Source organism: Candidatus Hinthialibacter antarcticus, assembly GCA_030765645.1.
Taxonomy (GTDB): Bacteria; Hinthialibacterota; Hinthialibacteria; order Hinthialibacterales; family Hinthialibacteraceae; genus Hinthialibacter; species Hinthialibacter antarcticus.
Genome location: JAVCCE010000077.1, coordinates 22,451 through 39,352 on the forward strand (window position 1 = coordinate 22,451; position 16,902 = coordinate 39,352).

Annotated in this window: 16 protein-coding genes and 2 tRNA genes; 9 read left to right on the forward strand and 9 right to left on the reverse strand. The window is 50.3% G+C overall.

Annotated elements, in window-relative coordinates; all coding sequences use genetic code 11:
* Positions 1 to 3 precede the first annotated feature (3 nt).
* Entirely contained in the window at positions 4 to 1,326 is a 1,323-nt protein-coding gene (locus P9L94_20410; protein ID MDP8246456.1) for a Gfo/Idh/MocA family oxidoreductase, read from the reverse strand.
* A 356-nt stretch (positions 1,327 to 1,682) separates the two neighbouring features.
* Here P9L94_20410 and P9L94_20415 point away from each other — a divergent pair, with 356 nt between their 5' ends.
* Together P9L94_20415 and P9L94_20420 are read left to right on the forward strand one after the other, a co-directional pair.
* Positions 1,683 to 2,054: a pyridoxamine 5'-phosphate oxidase family protein gene (locus tag P9L94_20415; protein MDP8246457.1), complete on the forward strand. Its 372-nt coding sequence runs from the start codon at positions 1,683 to 1,685 to the stop codon at positions 2,052 to 2,054.
* 237 nt (positions 2,055 to 2,291) lie between these two features.
* On the forward strand, positions 2,292 to 3,035 hold the full coding sequence (locus P9L94_20420; protein ID MDP8246458.1) for an HAD family hydrolase: 744 nt from the start codon (positions 2,292 to 2,294) through the stop codon (positions 3,033 to 3,035).
* Positions 3,036 to 3,101: 66 nt separating this feature from the next.
* Here the strand turns inward: P9L94_20420 and P9L94_20425 are convergent, their stop codons facing one another.
* Together P9L94_20425 and P9L94_20430 are read right to left on the reverse strand one after the other, a co-directional pair.
* Entirely contained in the window at positions 3,102 to 4,127 is a 1,026-nt protein-coding gene (locus P9L94_20425) for a hypothetical protein (GenBank protein ID MDP8246459.1), read from the reverse strand.
* 60 nt (positions 4,128 to 4,187) lie between these two features.
* Positions 4,188 to 5,231 carry a hypothetical protein gene (locus P9L94_20430; GenBank protein ID MDP8246460.1) on the reverse strand — a complete coding sequence of 348 codons (1,044 nt, stop codon included), beginning with the start codon at positions 5,229 to 5,231 and terminating at the stop codon, positions 4,188 to 4,190.
* Between the two features lie 358 nt (positions 5,232 to 5,589).
* On the opposite strand from P9L94_20430, the gene P9L94_20435 reads away from it, so the two are divergent.
* From P9L94_20435 to csrA, 3 genes are read left to right on the forward strand one after another with little or no spacing between them, the layout of a single operon-like run.
* Positions 5,590 to 6,348, forward strand: a complete 759-nt coding sequence (locus P9L94_20435; protein ID MDP8246461.1) for an ABC transporter ATP-binding protein — start codon at positions 5,590 to 5,592, stop codon at positions 6,346 to 6,348.
* A gap of 47 nt (positions 6,349 to 6,395) precedes the next feature.
* Positions 6,396 to 6,956, forward strand: coding sequence for a flagellar assembly protein FliW (locus P9L94_20440; protein ID MDP8246462.1), 561 nt, complete (start codon positions 6,396 to 6,398; stop codon positions 6,954 to 6,956).
* 49 nt (positions 6,957 to 7,005) lie between these two features.
* On the forward strand, positions 7,006 to 7,251 hold the full coding sequence (gene csrA / locus P9L94_20445; protein ID MDP8246463.1) for a carbon storage regulator CsrA: 246 nt from the start codon (positions 7,006 to 7,008) through the stop codon (positions 7,249 to 7,251).
* A 345-nt stretch (positions 7,252 to 7,596) separates the two neighbouring features.
* Here csrA and P9L94_20450 read toward each other — a convergent pair whose 3' ends face one another.
* Positions 7,597 to 8,445 carry a hypothetical protein gene (locus tag P9L94_20450; protein MDP8246464.1) on the reverse strand — a complete coding sequence of 283 codons (849 nt, stop codon included), beginning with the start codon at positions 8,443 to 8,445 and terminating at the stop codon, positions 7,597 to 7,599.
* Positions 8,442 to 8,954, reverse strand: coding sequence for a hypothetical protein (locus tag P9L94_20455; protein ID MDP8246465.1), 513 nt, complete (start codon positions 8,952 to 8,954; stop codon positions 8,442 to 8,444). Before P9L94_20455 ends, P9L94_20450 begins: the two co-directional genes overlap by 4 nt.
* 209 nt (positions 8,955 to 9,163) lie before the next feature.
* On the opposite strand from P9L94_20455, the gene P9L94_20460 reads away from it, so the two are divergent.
* Both P9L94_20460 and P9L94_20465 read left to right on the forward strand, forming a co-directional pair.
* A complete protein-coding gene (locus P9L94_20460) occupies positions 9,164 to 10,480 on the forward strand; it encodes an anaerobic sulfatase maturase (GenBank protein ID MDP8246466.1) in 1,317 nt (438 codons plus the stop codon).
* Positions 10,481 to 10,718: 238 nt separating this feature from the next.
* Positions 10,719 to 11,759 (forward strand): amidohydrolase family protein, encoded by a 1,041-nt coding sequence (locus tag P9L94_20465; GenBank protein ID MDP8246467.1) that lies wholly within the window; start codon positions 10,719 to 10,721, stop codon positions 11,757 to 11,759.
* Between the two features lie 21 nt (positions 11,760 to 11,780).
* Here P9L94_20465 and P9L94_20470 read toward each other — a convergent pair whose 3' ends face one another.
* Positions 11,781 to 13,292: a NapC/NirT family cytochrome c gene (locus tag P9L94_20470; GenBank protein MDP8246468.1), complete on the reverse strand. Its 1,512-nt coding sequence runs from the start codon at positions 13,290 to 13,292 to the stop codon at positions 11,781 to 11,783.
* A gap of 684 nt (positions 13,293 to 13,976) precedes the next feature.
* Here P9L94_20470 and P9L94_20475 point away from each other — a divergent pair.
* On the forward strand, positions 13,977 to 14,774 hold the full coding sequence (locus P9L94_20475) for a family 16 glycosylhydrolase (protein ID MDP8246469.1): 798 nt from the start codon (positions 13,977 to 13,979) through the stop codon (positions 14,772 to 14,774).
* Positions 14,775 to 14,910: 136 nt separating this feature from the next.
* Positions 14,911 to 15,663: an exodeoxyribonuclease III gene (locus P9L94_20480; GenBank protein ID MDP8246470.1), complete on the forward strand. Its 753-nt coding sequence runs from the start codon at positions 14,911 to 14,913 to the stop codon at positions 15,661 to 15,663.
* A gap of 32 nt (positions 15,664 to 15,695) precedes the next feature.
* On the opposite strand, the gene P9L94_20485 is transcribed toward P9L94_20480, so the two are convergent.
* From P9L94_20485 to P9L94_20495, 3 genes are all read right to left on the reverse strand, one after another.
* On the reverse strand, positions 15,696 to 16,529 hold the full coding sequence (locus P9L94_20485) for an alpha/beta hydrolase (protein ID MDP8246471.1): 834 nt from the start codon (positions 16,527 to 16,529) through the stop codon (positions 15,696 to 15,698).
* A 73-nt stretch (positions 16,530 to 16,602) separates the two neighbouring features.
* A tRNA-Ser gene (locus P9L94_20490) sits at positions 16,603 to 16,689 on the reverse strand.
* A 64-nt stretch (positions 16,690 to 16,753) separates the two neighbouring features.
* Positions 16,754 to 16,841, reverse strand: a tRNA-Ser gene (locus tag P9L94_20495).
* Positions 16,842 to 16,902 lie beyond the last annotated feature (61 nt).

Sequence of the window (16,902 nt, forward strand, 5' to 3'; positions counted from 1 at the left end):
TGATTAAATTTTGTGCATGGGCAGTTTCCACGGCGCGCGGTATTCGCGTTGGAACTGCGGGCAATCCATCGCCGACGGTTCGTTGGTGATGACCTCGCGGTCTGCGTCCCACTCGAGTTTCATGCCGGTGCGGAACGAAATGTTGGCGAGGTGACAAAGCGCCGTAGTTTTGTGCATCGACTCGATGTCAGAGCGCGGCTTATTGCGCGTCTTCATGCAATCAATAAAGTTGGCCTGATGGCTCTCTTTGATTTCGTTGATAGTTTCCGGTTTCTTGTCGCCCAGGCGGTCGCCTTCGGGGAAGACTTCCCACTTGCCGCGATTGACGCCGAACTGTCCGTTGCGCCCGATCCATTCCGCGCCGTGTCCGGCGGAGAAGCCGTCGACGCCGCGTCCGTTGCCCCAGCGCACTTCCCAATGTAAAACAAAACTGGGGAACTTAAAGATCGCGACTTGCGTATCGGGGGTGTCGCGTCCGTCTTTGATGAAGAAGTTATCGCCGAATGATGACACTTCGAGCGGGTCCCATTCGCCCATCGCGAGGCAGACGATGTCCATCATGTGGACGCCCCAGTCAGCCGTCTGTCCGCCGGCGAAATCAAACCACCAGCGCCAGTCCCAGTGGAAGCGGTTCGATTGGAACAGCGAGAAGGGGGCGGGTCCGAGCCACATATCGTAATCGACGCCTTCGGGCGCCTGGCTTGGGTAATGGAAACCCATGCCGTCGCTGTTGCCGAGCAGCCAGGCGCGGCACATGGTGATGTCGCCCAACGCGCCGGAACGGACAAAGTCGATAGCGTCGACGAAATGCTGGACGCTGCGCTGCCACGAGCCGATCTGTACCACGCGCCCGTATTTCTTCGCGGCGTTGACCATGGCGCGGCCTTCGACGATGTTGTGCGAGATGGGCTTTTCACAGAAGACGTCCAGCCCCAGCTCGCAAGCGGAGATAAAGGGGATCGCGTGCCAGTGGTCGGGAGTGCCGATGTTGATCGCGTCGAGGTCTTTGTTATCGAGCAGATAGCGGAAATCTTTATGCGGTTTGGGGCGCATCGACTGGCGTTCTTCAAACTCGTTGTTAAATTTTTCGAGCTCGCGGGCGTCGACGTCGCAGGCGTCAGTGACGCGCACGTTGGGGACTTGGATCAGTTCGCGGGCGTTGTGTTTTCCCTGACCGCGTACGCCGATGCAGCCGATGTTGATGGTATCATTCGCGCCCAGCACCTTACCGGTGAACGGAGCCGAGGTCATGGCGGCGACAGTGAATCCAGCGGTTTTGGCGAAACGGCGCCGGGTGGGTTTGGATGTTTCCTTATTCGTGCTCATTCGCTTGCTCCTCGATAGGGTAATGTCTTTCCGAACCAATACGATCCTTTGAATGATGCGGGAAATCCTAGAAATAATTAAGGGGAATGACGGCGGGGGATTGAGTCATTTATTCTTCCTCTGATAGAACCTGCCTGCCGCAGGCGGGGGTAAGGATGCAATGACACGGAGTTTACATTTCAAGACAGTTGCTATCGGTCTTGGGTGAATTTCGAATTTGCTTCAAGGGCTGGCTTCATTTCATTCAGCCTTGGCTCGCCACCCAGTCAGAAATAAGTAATCGGGCCTACCTGATTTGACAGAAGCCGATAGTATGAAACCAGAGCAAACATAATGAGTAATAGCTGGAGAATTTAATGTTCAACGAAAAATTTTTGGAAGTCATAGAAAAAGAAGGCGTCGTTTCTATTGTCTCATGCGCGAATAATGAAGCGCATGTCTCAAACTCCTGGAACAGTTACCTTGTAATACCAAAAGATGGCACCCTCTTTATCCCTGCCTGGAAAATGAGAAAGACCGAGAAAAACATACAAAAGAATAACAAGGTATTACTCACCGTTGGGAGCAAAGAGGTCGTAGGGACTATGGGCCCGGGCGCGGGTTTTTTGGTCGAAGGTACTGCAAGATTCATATCTTCCGGCCCAGACTTTGATCTGATGAAAGAGAAGTTTTCTTTTGTTACCCGTGTTCTAGAAATTACCGTTAATTCGATTACACAAACGATATGAATTTTATTGAGGCTTTTTTTGACGCGGTCGGTTTGGTTGCGCTTTATTAAACCTCTATTTTTTAAGCGTTGATAATGGTGGGGCTTGGGTGTAACTCGATTCGCTTCAAAGGCTGGCTTCATTTCATTCAGCCTTGCCCTTGCCGCCCAACCGTAAAACGCGCGAGATATCATTTGCTCTCTCCTTGATGTATTCTCTTCCCGAATAATATAAAAAATATTTACGAAAGACAAGAGAATGGTGAGTTCGTCAATTTTACTGGATAGTCAGCCGGCGAGGCCGTGGGTGTTTATGGACGCGGGCGATACTTTCATCTATGGATACCCGACCTTCTACGAAGCGGTGCGCGACCGCTGGGGCGCGGTCGGTTCCGAAATCAGCCTCGATACCGTCAGACACGAAACCAACCATTTTTTCGCGAACAACCCCAAAGCCGAACTCACCTCGCAAGAACGCTTCGAGGTCTATTTCAAAACGCTCTACCGCCATGTGTTGACCGAACTCGGCTTCCCCGGCGTGATCGAAGACCACGTCGAAGGCCTGTGGCAGGAATGGGAAAGCGGACACCGCCTGCGCCTGTTCGACGACGCCCGCTCGGCGCTGGATATGCTCAAGCGGGCGCGCTTCAAACTGGGCGTCATTAGTAATTGGGACCTCTCGATGGAGCCGGTCATCGAACGCCTGGGCGTACGCGACCGCTTTAATGTTTTGGTGTGTTCCTGCAGAGTCGGCGTGGCCAAGCCTAACCCGGGCGTGTTTGAACATGCGCTCGATCAAGCAGGCGCGGCGCCGACCCAGGCGTGGTACATTGGCGATCAGGTTGAATATGACATCGCGCCCGCGAAGGCGCTGGGCATGAAAACCGCACTGGTCGATTATTACGGTAAGATCAAAGAGCAAGACCGCAATGAGGCGGATATCTATGCGCCGAGTTTGAGCCTCGCGGTTTCTGAAATCATGCGTGAAGAATTGGGGCGTTAAAAAAAGCATGAGCGCAATAGGGTGCGCTCATGCTATCATTTTTTCGACCGGTGTTCTTAATGAAAACTACCCTCGGCGTTGGTCCATAATCGCCATGCGGATGCGCTTTTTCTTGGCTTGCTCCGCGTCCTCTTGTTTGGACTCTTGAGGCGCTTCTTGCGCAGCGGGTGGTTGCGCAGCGCGTTCTTCCTTGGGCTGTTCGGTAGGAGCGACGCCTAGTGTTTCCTGCAATCCGCTGATGACGCCTTCGGTTTCTTTTTCTTTCTGAGTCAGGTACGAAATTTCACGTTGCACGGCTTCGAGCTCCGATTGGTTGGTGTCGAGTTGGGTTTCGCGCTGACCGAGTTGCGACTTGTAGGCGTCGACTTTTTCCTTCACGGTGCGTTGCAGCAACACCTTGAGGTTGTCGATTTTTTTGCGCAGGTCCTGGCTTTCTTCCTGCAAGACGCCTTCGCGCTGTACGGCGAGGTAGCGTTGTAGGCTGAGGATGCTTTTCTTTTTTTGCTGCAAGTCCAAGCGTACCGAATAGCCTTCGTTGGCGTCGTGTTGCAGGGCTTTGCTGATGCGGATGTAGCGCGGTTTCATGTTTGCCAGCGCTTGGGCCAGCGGCAGCGCATCTTTCGAGTGTCCGCTGCGTTGCATCTCGAGCAGTTCGGCCATTTTGCCTTCAAATTCGCCCATGACCGGATTTTTTTTGCGCGTACTTTCGATGCGGGTGATTTCTTCAACCGGGATGAGTTGGTTTTCGCGGTATTGATTGAGCGTTCCGGTGGAGATGGTCAGCAAGACCTGCATTTCCATCGCTAGAATACGCGAATCCCCGCGCAGCGCGAATTGGACGCTGCGTTTCAGGTTGGCGTCTTCGTCGCCTTTCAGGTCGTTGACGTGTTCTTCCGCCTCGGCGGCGGTCATCCAACGAACCACGCCGTTATCAACCACGCGAACCAGTTCGCGCGGCGAGCGACCGCTGCTCTCCATCGACTTCGATACGACGTCGTCGAGTAGAGATTCGAGCTGGTCGACGGTTACATTTTCCGGCGAGGAACCAAATAAATCTTCAAAGGACAACGCCGGGCTTCCTGAGGCAATCATACTATCTCCAATGCGTTTATGATTGCCCTACAACCACAGATCAAATGATCAAATAAAAAATTACCGCCTAAAGTGCATTCCATGTGCGCGTGATTTCTTCTGTCCGTCATCCGCCGGTTCTGCTGTCGCTTTGGGCGCGGACATTTGCTTCTTCTCTTGCTTGGCTTTGATGCCTTCCATATCAACTTTCGAGTCAACTTCGCCCAAGATATTTTCGGCGATATGTGAAATCACAGCGTCCACTTCATGTTCTTGCCGCTCAAGAATCGAGCTCTCTTTTTCGAGTGAATTCAGTTCGGTGGCCTTTTGTTCAATTTCTTTCTGTGCGCCTTCAACGTCATAGAGGCGCAGTTTGCTGATTTCGGCGGAGGCTGAATCCATGCCGCGTTCTTCTGCGTCCGCCGTACTGTTTTTTACTAGAGTGATGCTCGATTGCAAATCATGCAACTCAATCTGCAGCGCGTCGATGCGCGTCGCGCAGATATCGTTTTGCGTATTAAGAATGCGCTTTTTGGTTTTTTGTAAATTTAAACGGTGATACTGGATGGTGCGGATATCTGGCTCAATGGCGCGTGAGAGCAGGATGTATTTTTTCTTTCTCTCCGCTAAAATGCGCGCCAGACGTAAGGCTTCATCCATATTGCCTTTGGCTTTTTCGTTTAAAAACTGCCCCATCATTCCTTCATACTCATCTAACATGGGGTTGCGGCGGCGTTTTTCTTGAAGCAGCGCCTCACTCTGGGCGGTTTGATTGACGCCTTCGCTAATTTCATGTTGCCGACGAACCAGGCTCGGTTCGATTCGCGCAATTTCTGCAGGCTCAATGGCTTCTTGGTCTTTATATTTTCGGACAGTGTAAGTTGCTAAGGCCAGCAGAATTTCGAGTTCCTGCCGGATAATTTTAAGGTCAGCCTTTAAGGCGAGCTGGACGTCGCTGGCGAGCGAGCCGCTTTCGCCCTGGTCCATATAATTGACGGCTTGTTCCTGCGTCATCCAGACGACTTTGCCTCTGTGCATGACGCGGACAAGCTGGTTGGGGTTGATCTGAACGCGGTCAGAAATGGCGGACATGATTTTGTCGAGAAAGACCTCGATATTGTCCATCGAAAACGCGCCGTCATCTCCCCCCCATCAAATCTTTGAAGGAGACGCCGGGTATTGTGCTGAGATCAAAATCGTTCATTATTGCCTGGTATACTCAAAATAGTTTGAGATCAATCCCCCAACACACTTCATCGCATTAGAAGTTCTATATGACTATGAAAAAACAAAACGCCCCTGGAGAAAGTATCTCTCCCCTTTTGGAGTTAGAGCAACTATTATAGTGTAACGTCTAAATCTAAAAAAGCGAACGGATTTCTTTCTTCGTTTTACTATTATCGCATTGTGTGCAACTGTAGCGAAGTCGCATAGATAGCATTTCTCGCATGAGAGAAAAATAAAGGCTCCGGCGAAACAGTTTATGATCCGTATTGAACAACTTACTAAATTTTACGGAAAAACGAAAGCGCTAGATAATCTCGATCTAGACATTCGCCCCGGTGAATTTTTTGGCTTTCTTGGGCCAAACGGCGCCGGTAAGACGACAACCATTAAAATTACGGTCGGGCTGTTGCGTCCGACGTCAGGCCGCGTTTCGGTTGGCGGCGATGGTTTGGACGGCGGCGTCGATGTCTTACAAGAGCCAGAGCGCGCCAAAGCTTTAATTGGGTATATTCCCGATAGCCCCTATTTATACGACAAACTGAGCGGGTATGAATATGTTCACTTTGTCGGCGGGTTGTACGGCGTTCCGGTCAAAAAAATTGACGCTCATATCAAAGAATATTTTAAAATGTTTAATCTGACTCATGCAGAACATTCGCTGGTCGAGTCGTACTCGCATGGCATGAGGCAAAAACTGGTTATGACGGGCGCGATGGTGCATGACCCCAAAGTGTTGATCGTTGATGAACCGATGGTGGGGTTAGACCCGCGCAGCAGCCGCGTCGTAAAAGATTTGCTCAAACAAAAAAGCCGTGAAGGCATGACGATTTTCTTGTCAACGCATACGCTCGACGTGGCGGAAGAACTCTGCGACCGCGTCGGCATCATTCGCCGCGGTCAATTAATTGCGGTCGGCGGCATTGATGAATTGCGCGGTCAAGCAGAAGATGGCAGCTCTGACTTGCGCCTTGAATCGCTCTTCCTTAAACTAACAGATGAAGCGGCTGAAGCGTAACCCGGCGACGGGCTTGTGAATTTAACAGGGGAGACCCCAATATCGGAATGAATACATCCAACACCTCCGACGCGATGATCGAATTTGAAACGACACGGTTTGGGAGCATTACCATTCCCGAAACCGATGTCCTAGATCTGCCGGAAGGTTTGGTTGGGTTCAATCTCTATCACCGATTCACAATTCTGAAAGACCCCGAACAGGAACCCTTCTTGTGGCTGCAATCGCTGAATGAACCGGACCTGGCGTTTGTGGTGGTCAACCCGTTTCTCTTTTTTCCGGGATATGAAATCAAAGTTAAAAATTCTGACTTGGCGAGCATCGGGTTAGACGACCTGGCGAAAGCCGAGGTGTTGACCATCGTCACCATCCCCACCAACCCGATGGACCTGACCACCAACCTGCGCGGCCCAATGGTGGTTAATGTTGAAGATAAAGTCGCCAAGCAATTTGTCTTGATTGATGATCGTTACAATACCAAGCATTTCTTGTTGCATGACATACCGCCCGAACTCGCCGCCCCGGTTGCCGATTCATCCACGCCGAAACAGGGCAAAGTGGTTGAACTGGACGCAGGCAAGCGCCGCGATGAAGGGAAGGGAACATGATGAACGCCTGCCGGAGATGCAGTCGTGACTTCGGGCATAGGAGGCCCTCATGCTGGTTCTAAGCCGAAAGCGCGATGAAAGCATAATCATCGGCGATGACGTCGTCGTCACGATCGTCGACGTTAAAGGCGAGCAGGTGAAGATCGGCATCAGTGCGCCCAAAACGGTTTCGATTCACCGTAAAGAGGTGTATGAAGCGATTCAACAAGAAAACCAGGCCGCCGCAAAAACGCCCATGCAAAACCTCAGCGGCCTTGTCCAAGTCCTCAAAACGCAAAAACCCGCCGGGTCGTAAACCGAGCGGGTTTTTCATTTCAGATTTATCAATTTTGGTTCTTCCGGTATTTGGATACTTTATCACAAATTGAATTGCGTTTTTTGACGCTTTTTCGTAATTTCTTGATCTTTTGCTGTATCAGGCATGGGTACAACTCTGCTTGCTTCAGTGCGGGCTTTCAAGCCCTTATGCACAGGCGCTCCCAGAGTTTCACCCATGCCTGATTGGTTTGTCATTTTTTGATATGCCGGAGTTCGTTTCTGAATCAAAATTATGGCCATCCACCAATGTAAGTACTCATTTACCGGATGAACCTCAATTTTTAATGTTCCATGATCTTGTGAACTAACGAACCCGCTCCTTCTAAATCACTTCATACTCCACCTGGCGGGCGGCGATGGGCAGCGGGACATCGGTTAATGACGGATGGCGGTAGAGAGCGCTGTCAATCTTGTCCAAACTAAATTCGTCCGGCGGCGCCTCGAATGTTTGCAGATCATCCAGCGTCGGTTCCGGCAAATGGAATGCTGAAGCGCGTTGGTCTTCTTCATAAAATAAGTAGCGCGATAGTTTCACGTCTTTTTCAACCGGTTGCAACCGTTTTAAATCGACCGGGATTTGCAGCAGGATGTCTTCCATCAATCCTTCGCGTTCATGGCGCTTGCGACGAATTTGAAACAGGCAGATTGCGCTGTTATTTTTTATTTTGTTGTCAAATACATACAGGCGGGCGGCGGGAAAATAATCAAGAAATCGCTGCACGGTTTCGCAGCCTTTCGCGATATCCGCAATCGACGCCGCGCCGATGACTTCGGTCTCCTGCTTTTTGAGCCAGCGGGGGTAGTACCACGATGCGAACGCGACCGGCGCAACCACCGTCAACACAAACGACCCGCCATACGCGATTTGCCAGGGGATGCCCAACAACCGCAATGGAACCACGGTCGCGATATGAGCGAGCAGGACCTTATCGACCATCCATTGCAGGTCTTGCATGTAGGTGCGTTTCAGAAAATCGGCAGAGAATTTGTCAAGTAGAACCAGTAAGACAGCGGAAAACCAATAGTAGGCGTAGTGGCATTCCACTAGCCAAGATGGGTAAATTTCGACTGACTGGCCAAACATTTTCACAAATGTTTGAATCGTGAAATTAACGCCGAGCGACGCGGTAACAATGATGGTTGCGAATGTCCACAGCAACATTGACGTCATGACGGCGGTCGGCTGCCTCTCGCGCGTTGTTGGCTGTCAACCACATATTTGACCATGCTGGGGTCTTTTTTAATCGCGATTTCCAGCGCTTGGCGGTAATACTCGTCGGCGTTGTCCCAATCGTCTTTGAGCCCATATATTTCCGCAGCGCGCATCCAGAAACTAGGCCAGTCGTCCGGGAACGGCTTCAGCGCGGCCAGTGCTTCTTCGAGGGCTTTGTCAAAAAACGCCTGCTGAGAGCTGTGGTTCGATTGGTGAAAGGCTTTGAGCAGATATAAAAAACTCAGTTGATAGCGCTCGCGCGAGCGGTCGCGCAACGAGAGGTTGTCGGCGCTTAAGACCAAGCGGCGCTCATTGATGTCGCGGTCGATCACTTCATCAGTAGACTGTTGAAGATAGCGGGCGTAATACCGGGGCGCGGGGCGCGGCGGTTCCCAGCGCATGGATTGAAAACACGCCCATCCATACGATAACCACACAATCGTCAATAACGCATAGAGAAACTTCATGCCGTCTGGTCAATCTGCTTTCATCAAAAATAGGCGCATCTTCCTATTCGATAGTATACGACGAAAATCCTCAATCGACGAATAATCCGCTTTTGGTCTGCCCTTGATTGGAACAATATCGGTTTCCCCGTTACAATGTCCACACGATTCTCATTGGCGCGCTTACTGCGCATCATTGAATTAACGCTCTTACGTCTGGGGAGACGCTCATGTCACTGATGGAACTGCCAGTCATCCAACCGGTTCGCTCCAAGCCGCTGCAATCGGTCTTGGTGAAGCCCACCGGGGCGGATTGCAACCTGGATTGCGTCTATTGCTTTTATCTCGAAAAAGCGGCGCTGTATCCTGAATCAAAAGTCCACCGCATGAGTCTTGAAGTGCTCGAACAAATGGTGAGCCAGATCATGCAAGACGGCGGGCAGCAGGTCTCGTTCGGCTGGCAGGGCGGCGAGCCGACCATGATGGGGGTCGACTGGTTTCGTAAGGCGGTTGAGTTTCAACAAAAATACGGACGCACCGGACAGGTGGTCGGCAACGGCTTGCAAACCAACGGGCTGCTGATTAACGACGAGTGGTGCGACTTTCTAAAAGAATATCAATTTCTGGTCGGCCTGTCGCTCGACGGCCCGGCGCACATCCACGACAAATACCGCTTCACCAAGGGCGGTAAGCCTTCGTGGGAGAAAGTTCAAAACGCGGGCCGTTTGATGCTCGACTCCGGCGTGGCGGTCAACGCGTTGGTGGTGGTCAATGACTATTCCTGCCATCACGCCGAAGAGATATACAAATATCACAAAGACATGGGCTTCGAGTTCATGCAGTTCATCCCCTGCGTCGAGGGCGACCCCAACGACCCCGCTCAAGCGGCTTCGTGGTCGGTCACCGCCGAAGAGTACGGGCAGTTTTTGTGTGATATTTTCGACTTGTGGAAACTCGATTTCGTCGATGGAAAACCCACCACATCCGTGCGCTGGGTCGATTCGGTCTTTCATACCTACGTCGATATGGCGCCGCCTGAATGCACTCTGCTCGAAGAATGCGGCTGTTACGTCGTGGTCGAGCATAACGGCGACATTTATGCCTGCGACTTTTTTGTGGAACCGGAATGGAAACTCGGCAACCTCACCGAAGGCCGCATCGTGGAGATGCTCAATAGCGACCGTCAGACTGAATTCGGTCTCTGGAAAAAAGAACTGCCACCCGAATGCCCGGACTGCCAGTGGCTAAAACATTGTTACGGCGGTTGCACCAAAGATCGGCTGCGCGACCCTGGCGACAGCGGCTCGAACCATTTTTGCCGCTCATATATCATGTTCTTTGAACACGCCGACGAAGAACTGCGCCGCCTCGCCGATGAGTGGCTCGAAGGCCAGCGCCGCGAACATGAAGCGTCGATCCAGCGCCTGCGCGACTTACAGGCCGCTTCCGCGTCGTCTCAAATGGCGGAACATGCGCCTGAAATTGGACGCAATGAGCTTTGCCCCTGCGGCAGCGGCAAGAAGTATAAAAAATGCTGCGGACGTTGAGCGGCTAGTATTGCTTAGTCGTTTATGGAAGATAATTCAAATATATAATTTCGTGATTGGATTTCGGCCTGCCAAAATATGACTAGTTAATGTTGGCATGGGTGCAACTCTGGGAGCGCCTGTGCATAAGGGCCTGAAAGCCCGCACTGAAGCGAGCAGAGTTGTACCCATGCTTTACTCAGCGAATGTATAAGTATTTTGAGACGGCTTCTTTAATTGATTTTTTTTGGAGAGAAAAATGAAACGGTTACTTCTATGTCTATGTGCATCTTTTCTATTGGTTCAATCAACGACCTTTGCTGACGAAGTCACGCAATATCCTGACATCCCACGGATCGACGTTCACACTCACATCACCAGCGATGTGGAAGCAATCGAAAAGTTTCATTCCTTACGAAAAGCGTTGAAAGATACCAACAAGATTGATCTCGCTCTCTGGTTGAATCTGGGCGGTGGCAGCGACGCGATGGAAAACAACGACGAAGCCATGGCTGCCGGTCAGGGGCGGATGCTTTGCGCCATCAGCGATTATTCGTCGCACGACGGGTTGAAATACGATCCGGCTGAACTGCAACAATGGTTGGATCGCGGTTATGTCGGTTACAAAATCTGGGCGGGGCCTGCGGGGCGCAAACTGAAACCAGACGAAGACGGCATTCGCTTTGTTGATAACCCCGCTTTAGAGCCGACCTTCGCCAAGATGGAAGAAATCGGCATGGTGGGCGCCTCGATCCATATCGCAGACCCGAACGGCCCCTGGGGCGCCCGCACCAAATGGCTTCCCGATCCGGTCGCGTATTGGAAAGAGATTCTCGCGTGGCGCAATGTGCTCGAACGTCATCCGAATCTGGTCGTGGTCAACGCGCACGGCATGTGGTCGCTCTGTCAGGATGCGCAGATTGATTACTTGCGAAACACGCTGTCAACCTTCCCAAATTTGCACGTCGATTTGGCGGCGACCTTTCAGTATTTCAACCTGGTTGACCGCGATAATCTGCGCGATTTTATGATTGAATATGACGACCGCATCTTGTTTGGAACCGACGTAGGCAAATGGACGGAGCCGGAAGAAACCGAATACAATCGCCAGCGCTTCTTCCAAGCCTTTCAAATATTAGAAACTGACGAAACTATTGCAGGCAGTTTTTTTGGCGATCAGCCGACGCAAGGGTTGAACCTGCCCCGTGAGACGCTGGAAAAAATCTATTACAAAAACGCCGCGAGAATTTATCCGCGCGTCAAAGAAAGCCTTCAAGCGCTTGGTTATTCCGTCGAGTAAGAATTATGTCAATACACAAACTTACATCGCGTCGGGCGAATGGCATTCATGGCAGTTCTGCCCCTGCCAGTCGTCGCCAAAGCCGCGCGGGTGATAGAAGTCTTGTTTTTTATAATCCATATTGGCAATTACGTCCCATCCTTCTCCCTGGCGAATAATTGTGTGGCAGAGGTTGCAATCGTTTGAGATGACTTTCGGCTCGGCGTCTTGAGTTCGGTGGTTATCGTCATGACAGCGGTAGCAGCCAGGGAACTGAAAGTGGCCGATGTTCCACGGGTATACCGTCCAATCAACTTTCCATTCAGTAAAAATGTTCGTCCGGTAGATTTCCTGCGCTTTATCAATCGCTTTGTCGACGGATTGCTTCATCGCATCGTCCAACTCTTTGCCATCATCAAAATTCGTTAATACGGCGGTTTGAATCGCATCGAGCGCTTCTGGAGTGGTTTCGTATTTTTCCTGCATTGCATCTAGCAAAATGGATTTGATATTCGGAATCTTCGGGTCGATTGCGCCCGCTTGCATCGCAGTATTGATCGCCTGAATCGGCGAAAGATAACGGTGAGAGGGCCGGTTGTGGCAATCAATGCAATCCATCTCGCGAATTTGTTCTTCATCCATTTTCGCAACGTCAAATTCTGTGTTGGTTTCGTCTACATATTCAATAGTGCGTCCATCATCGTACGTCACCCGCACCCAGGGAATAATTTGGCGGTCTTCATCTTGCGGGTAATATTCGAGCTTATGGTCGAGGCCGATATGCCAGTGGATGCCGTGCGACGATTCGTTTTCGGTCACGCCTCCGACTTTCAGCAGCAAGTCTACTTGATACGGCGTATTCTCATCGTCTGAAGCATAAGCCACAATCGATTTTTCAATGGATTGAGAAAACTTTTCCGGCCAGTGGCATTCCTCGCACGTGTCGCGCGCAGGGCGCAACGCTTTGACGGGAGTGTCAATCGGCAAGGTATAGGATTTCGTCACTACGCTGTAGACCTGATAAAGCCCTGAAATTTTGCTTTTCACATACCAGTTGGCGCCGGGGCCGATATGGCATTTGACGCAATCCACCCGCGCATGAGGCGAATTTTGATACGCGGTGTATTCGGGCAGCATCACCTGATGGCAGACCGTGCCGCAGAACGCCGTCGATTCGGTGATGTGATACGCCTGGTATGAACCCACCATCGATAGAATGACGAATATTGTTGTTCCAACCACAAAGATGCCCAGATACACCCGGTGGCGGGGCGAGTTGAGATCAAAGATCGGCAGCGCCTTGTGTTCGATGCCGCGCAACCGCCGTTTATGCTCGCGCCACATTCCAAACGGAATTAACAGCAATCCAAAAATTAAAAAGGCGGGTGCGATTAGATAAATAAGGATGCCGATATAGGGATTATGCGTACCATAAAATAGGTCAAGCAGAATAATGATGCTTTCAGCGATGAAAAATGTGACAGTGACCGTAAAACCAAAAATGGTGATCCAGTTGTCGGATAAGGGATGGCGTTCGCCCGGTTGATTTTGCATAGATACAGCGCTGCCTTTCTACACCATGCAATTAAGTTCAGAACAGAAGAAATAATATCTATTAAAATAACAAAAAAAGGGTTGACTGTTCACGCTCGCCCTATCGGTCGCTTATTGTAAGCAACTGGATATTAATTAAGGCATCGCGGCCTCATCCAAGAAGGAGAGCGTCCTGTTTGGATGATTTCAGAACAACATAACAAATGCTGCATACATTAATGCAGAAAACATAACAATGACCAACGAAATTGAAATGAAGCTGTTTACGACAGAGAGATCGATTTTCATTTTGTCTCTCCCCCGGTAAAGTATGTAAACCAGGATTTATCCTGGTTTGATCTGCATATCAATTTCTTTTATAAACGAATAGACAATTGCGCGTCAATTCATGCAAAACAACTGTATCTCTATTTCAAGCGTAACTGAATAAAGTCTTAGCTGTCAACTAAAATCTGATATTAAAGGTAATAAATAAATTTTAGTATTTTGGTAATGATTCAGCGCCTGTAATTTCACCGGCTCTCTTTTCATAACAAAACGGATTTTTGACAAGCGCTCTAAGAAAAATAAAAATAATGCTACGATTGAATGTAAGGTGAAAATAAATATTCGTTTTTCGATTATTGGTTTCTAATTAACAATGTATTATAAATTTTCAAGGACCCAATTCAGGACAAACCACTTATGAAGACCCATCTCTTTCGCTTTCTCCTCTTTGTTTTTTCATGCTTGATCTTGCAGATTGGCGCGGCGGCCCCGCCTGAAACGTCTCAGTGGGTCGCAATTGAAGAATTAACGGATGAATTTGATGGTTCGGTAATCAATGCGGATAAATGGCATGATTACAATCCGCAATGGAAAGGCCGTCAACCGGGGCTCTTTTCGAAAAAGAACGTCGCGGTTTCCAATGGCGAATTATTGCTCACTGCGCGGGCTGAGGCGCTGCCTGACCTGCCAGAAGGGTATCATACTTTCACGACGGCGGCGGTGAAAAGCAAAGCAATTGTCAAGTACGGCTATTTCGAAATTCGTTGTAAACCCATGGATTCGCGCGCGTCCAGCGCTTTTTGGTTTTATGAAAGTACGCCCGAAATCTGGACCGAGATCGACGTTTTTGAAATAGGCGGCAAAGCGCCCAAACATGAAAATTCCTATCACATGAATGCTCATGTTTTTCATACACCCACAATAAAAGAACATATTTCCCATGCAGGCATCTGGAAATCTCCCTACCGGTTAGCCGATGAATATCATATTTATGCGCTTGAGTGGGACGAGGAATCGTTGAAATGGTATGTTGACGGCAAGATCGTTCGGACGTTTAAGAACGACCACTGGCATCAGCCGTTGCGCATGAACTTCGATAGCGAAACCATGCCCGAATGGTTTGGGCTTCCTGATGCAGAAAACCTTCCTTCGACTTTTCACATTGACTATGTTCGATCATGGAGAAAAGTGGATGCGACGGACGAGAAGCCGTAGGTTCCCTCCTGTGCGTTTTCTGTCATTGAATTGCATCGCGCTCAAAAGACTGCTTCCGGTTTGCTCGGCGTTTCTATTTGGTGCATTCGCCTTATACTAAAGCAAAAATTTTTAATGGCGGATGAAAGAATAAACAATGGAATTTATGTCTTGGAACGTGAACGGAATTCGGGCGGCGGTCCGAAAGGGTTTTTTAGATTTTGTCGCCGAGGCCGACCCGGATGTCTTGTGTTTGCAGGAAGTCCGCGCCGAACCCGATCAAGTGGATTTGCCACTGCCTCAATATCATATCTATTGGAACTCAGCGGAGAAAAAAGGCTATTCCGGCGTGGCCACGCTGACGAAGAAAAAGCCAATCAACGTCACCTATGATATGGGCGTCGAAAAACACGACCACGAAGGGCGCGTGGTTACGCTTGAATACAAAAGCTATTTTCTCGTGAATGTCTACACGCCCAATTCAAAACGCGGACTCAACCGCCTCGAGTATCGCACCCAAGAGTGGGACGTCGATTTTTTGGCCTACGTAAAAAAATTAGAAGAAACTAAACCCGTTATTTTTTGCGGCGACCTGAACGTCGCCCACACAGCAATCGACTTGGCCAACCCCAGAAGCAACGAACGCAACGCAGGGTACACCATCGAAGAGCGCCGCAGTTTTGACGCGATTGTCGAGAGCGGGTTTGTTGACACGTTCCGCGAATTTACCAAAGAGGGCGGGCATTATTCCTGGTGGAGCAACTTTGGCCGCGCGCGCGAAAAGAACGTGGGCTGGCGCATTGATTATTTTTGCATCTCGCAAGCGCTGCGCAAGAAATTAAAAGAAGCGACCATCTTGCCTGAAGTCCAAGGCTCCGACCATTGCCCGGTGCGGATTGTGTTGAAATAGCGCGCCGTCGGCGTGTTACGCAACGCTTGCCGTCACTCCCCATACTCGGCGCCGATGGAAATGAGATAGTCGCGAAAGCCCGCTAGATATTCTTTTTCTGAAATGACATGTCCATCATTATGCGTACCGTGGATTTCTAGAAACCACTTCGGCTCGGGCGCGGCGTCAAACAACGCCTGTCCGTGATGGAAGGGGATCAACTCGTCGTCAAAACTATGCGCGACCAAGACGGGCGCGTTTAACTGGGGGATTTTTTCGATTGAATTATATTCAATCACACTCACCCGCCGCACAGGCAAAAACGGATATATTTCCTCGCCCAAATTGGTGATCGACGTAAAGCCGCTCTCAACCACTACGCCGTCAGCCTCGACTCGCGACGCCAGATCGACCGCAATCGACGCCCCGAGCGAGCGCCCAAAGATCACCAAGGGGCGCTGCGGGTTCTGCGCCCATAGCCATTCATACGCCGCCTGTGCGTCGAGGTAGGTGCCCTTTTCGCTCAAGCGACCGCCGCTGGAACCAAACCCCCGGTAATCAAAGATAAAGACATTCAAGCGAATGGAATGAAACTGACGGAACGATTCGAGCCGATAGCTGATATTGCCGGCGTTTCCATGACAAAACAGCAGAGTCGCGACCGGGTTATCGTGTGTTAGATACCAGCCGTGAAGCGTAACGCCGTCGGATGATTGAAAGGTTACGTCTTGATAGTCGAGGCCGATTGAATCAGGCGTTGCAACGATTCGGCTTTTGGGAACCCAAACGGTGGCGCGTTCAAACCAGCGTAAACTGAAATAAACCAGGAAAGAGACGACCAGCAACGAAAAGAAGGATGCCATGAGTAAGAAGAAAATGCGTTTCAATCCACAATCCCTGTACAAAAAATTAGGGCAAAAGCAAACAACCAGAGCATTGAAACGTGAGACAAGAAGTAAACGGAGGAGGAGGGATTCGAACCCTCGATACAGTTTCCCGTATGCCGGTTTAGCAAACCGGTGCCTTCAGCCGCTCGGCCACCCCTCCGGAAAAGATTGTTCTATTTTAGTGTAGACGCCGCGCCCGCGAAACCCGCCCCTTCTCAATTAAACGGTGGGGGTGGGATTCGAACCCACGGTACAGTTTCCCGCACTCCGGTTTTCAAGACCGGCGCCTTAAACCAGCTCGACCACCCCACCTGTTGTCTTTATGATTTTACCAATCAAATTTAGAGACGCATCCAAGTGACCGGCTGACTCT